A 3,054-nucleotide genomic window follows, 5' to 3' on the forward strand; every position below is an offset into this window, starting at 1 on the left:
CCCGCGGCCGTGGCGGTACGGCCGCGGGCACCGGTCCGGGCGACGGTGTCAGCAGTCCCGCTGCTCGCGCAGCGAGAGCAGGTGCTCCGCCGAGCGGCGGGCGAAGCGGAACGAGTCGCCCGGGTTGTCGTGCTCGGCGATCCAGTGGTGGCTGTGCCGGCCGCGCATCCGCTCGACGCCGCCGATGAAGCTCCGGTAGTCGATGTCGCCGTCCCCGACGTCCGACATGATGTAGCCGTCGCGGGTCGACTCGTCGCGCTCGCCGTCCTTGACGTGGAAGAGCGGATAGCGGTGCGGCTGCCGGGCCACGTAGTCGATCGGGTCGAACGGCGCGGGCGTGCCGTCCGGGCGCACCCCGAAGCGGAACTGGCCGCAGAACGCCCAGTAGATGTCCATCTCCAGATAGACCAGATCCGGATCGGTCTCCTCCAGCAGCACGTCGTACAGGCGCACGTCGGGACGGTCGCTCGCGAAGGAGAACTCCTCCGCGTGGTTGTGCTGGTAGAACTTCATGCCGCGCTCGCGGGCCGCCGCGCCGTAGGTGTTGAACTCCTCCGCCGCGCGCTTCCACGCGTCCACGGTGTCGCCGTACCGGAACGGTCCGCTGGCCGTGCCGACGTGCTTCAGCCCCAGTTCGGCGGCGTCGTCGAGCACCTTCTCCAGCTGGGTGGCGAAGGTGTACGCGTCCGGGTCGTCGGAGTAGTAGCCGACGTGGCTGCCGACGGCCTTCAGACCGTTGTCGCGGACCAGCCGGCGCAGCTGCGGGAGGGTGATGTCGCCCGCCTCGCCCTGGGTGTAGCCGGCGAACTCGATCTCGTCGTAGCCGTGCCGGCTCAGCTCCTCGAAGACCCGGGCGAAACCGACGGTGCTCACCTGGTCGCGGAGGCTGTAGAGCTGCATGCCGAGCCGCCCCGGGGGCAGCACGGGGCGGCCGCGGCCGGCGGGGGCTTCGGCGGGGGCCGCCGTGGCGGACGGGGCGGCGGCCGCGCCCAGCAGGGCGGCGGCGGTGGTGCCCGCGGCGACGCCGAGGAATCTGCGGCGGTGGAGTACCTGGGCGAGTTCGGAGTCGTACTTGGTCACGGTGGGGCTCCTGTCGTGGTGGGACGGTTCGGGGCGGATGGGCGGGGGTGGCGGATGCGAGAGAACTCGGATACTCTGCGTGACGGGGGGTGACGTTCAGTGATGTGCAGGAGTTGTGGTCGGTACGGGGCCAGGTCTGCCCGTCCGGGCCGTGCGAGCCGTCGGGGCCGTCCATGCCTTTCGGGCCTTTTGCCGCTTTCGGGCTTTCCGGGTCTCGGGGACGGGTCCCCGCGGCCTCGGCGGCCGGTGTCAGCCGAGCCCGGCGAGGCCCAGGAGCAGGGATTTCACGGCCGTGGCGGCGACAGGGCCGTCGCCTGTGACCGCGTCCGGCGCGGAGCAGATGAGCACCGGGCCGTCGTCGGGGTGATCCGGCAGCCGGCCGTGGCTGCCGCGGATCGGGGACGGGTCGAGCGGGACGACGGCCATCCGGTAGCGCATCCCGAGCTTCTTCCGGGCGAGCGCGGCCCCGGCCTTCACCCGGACATAGGGGTCCTTCGGGTCCATGAACAGCTCGACCGGGTCGTAGCCGGGCTTGCGGTGGATCTCCACGAGCTGCGCGAAGTCCGGCGCCCGGTCGTCTTCCAGCCAGTAGTAGTAGGTGAACCAGGAGTCCGGCTCGGCGACGGCGACGAGTTCGCCCGACCGCGGATGGTCCAGGCCGTGCGCCTTCTTGCCGTCCTCGTCCAGCAGTTCGGCGATGCCCGGGACGCCGTCGAGGGCTTCTCGTACGGCGGCCGTCTCCGCGGGATCCTGCGGGCGCCGCACATACACGTGCGCGATCTGGTGGTCGGCGACGGCGAAGGCCCGCGACGTCCACGGGTCGAGGTATTCCATGCCGTCCTGGGTGTGCACCTCCAGCAGTCCGGCGCGGCGCAGGGCACGGTTGATGTCGACGGGACGGGAGACGTTGGTGATGCCGTACTCGGAGAGCGCGACGACCGTCGCCCCGCCGGCCCGCGCGTCGTCCAGCAGGGGCGCGAGGGCGCGGTCGAGATCCCGTGCGGCGGCGTGCGAGCGGGGGTCGTCGGGGCCGTAGCGCTGGAGGTCGTAGTCGAGGTGCGGCAGATAGCAGAGCGTGAGATCGGTCGGGCGGGTGCGCATGATGTGGCGGGTGGCGTCGATGATCCACTGCGAGGAGACGAGGTCGGCTCCCGGCCCCCAGAAGTGGAAGAGCGGGAAGGTGCCGAGCTTCTCGGTCAGCTCGTCGTGCAGCTCGACCGGGCGGGTGTAGCAGTCGGGTTCCTTGCGGCCGTCGGCGTAGTAGACCGGGCGCGGGGTGACGGTGATGTCGGTGTCCGCGCCCATCGCGTACCACCAGCAGATGTTCGCAACCGTGTAGCCGGGGTGCGCGCGCCGGGCCGCGTCCCAGAGCTTGTCACCGCCGACGAGGCCGTTGTGCTGGCGCCACAGCAGGACGTCGCCGAGTTCGCGGAAATACCAGCCGTTGCCGACGATGCCGTGCTCGGCGGGCGGTGCCCCGGTGAGGAACGTCGACTGGGCGGCGCAGGTCACGGCGGGCAGCACGGTCTCCAGCGGGGCGTGACTGCCGGTGTCGGCCAGCTCGCGCAGATTGGGCATCATCCGCAGCAGGCGCGGGGTGAGGCCGACGACATCGAGCACCAGCAGCCGGCGCGGGGTGCGGGCGGGGGCGCCGGTCATGGCAGCTCCTTCAGGCCGAGGGCGGTGAGCAGGTCGCGGACGAGACCGAGTTCGGCGGCGATCCCGTCGGCGAGCTGGGCCCGGGTGCGGGGGCGAAGCTCGGCGGGGAGCGCCTGCCAGGTGTACGTCTCGACCTCCAGATGGCGGGTGAGCGGCCGGGCACCGCCCACGAGCCGGGTCAGGGTGTCCTGGAGGACCGGCAGGGTGGAGGTGAGCGGCGGCAGCAGCGGGGCGTGCAGTGGGACATGCAGGTGGACCCGCCAGGGGGCGCCGGTGGGCAGGGCGGTGCCGGCGGGGTCGGCGGCGCCGTCAGGG

2 protein-coding genes and 1 pseudogene are annotated in these 3,054 nt (G+C 72.3%); all 3 read right to left on the reverse strand.

What is annotated here, in order from left to right:
• Positions 1-48 precede the first annotated feature (48 nt).
• Positions 49-1,080 (reverse strand): sugar phosphate isomerase/epimerase family protein, encoded by a 1,032-nt coding sequence (locus tag GCU69_RS07845; protein WP_156205502.1) that lies wholly within the window; start codon positions 1,078-1,080, stop codon positions 49-51.
• A 249-nt stretch (positions 1,081-1,329) separates the two neighbouring features.
• The gene (locus GCU69_RS07850; protein WP_098754443.1) at positions 1,330-2,739 is read right to left on the reverse strand and encodes a nucleotide pyrophosphatase/phosphodiesterase family protein; all 1,410 of its coding nucleotides are present in this window, start codon (positions 2,737-2,739) and stop codon (positions 1,330-1,332) included.
• Positions 2,736-3,054 (reverse strand): annotated as a pseudogene (locus GCU69_RS07855) (metabolite traffic protein EboE); the annotation flags it as partial. The pseudogene GCU69_RS07855 and the gene GCU69_RS07850, both read right to left, overlap by 4 nt.

Origin of the sequence: Streptomyces lycii (assembly GCF_009735685.1) — a bacterium.
Classification (GTDB): domain Bacteria; phylum Actinomycetota; class Actinomycetes; order Streptomycetales; family Streptomycetaceae; genus Streptomyces; species Streptomyces lycii.

Excerpts from the sequence above, each read along its gene's own strand:
- GCU69_RS07850 (WP_098754443.1), bottom strand. The coding sequence starts at position 2,739 with ATGACCGGCGCCCCCGCCCGCACCCCGCGCCGGCTGCTGGTGCTCGAT.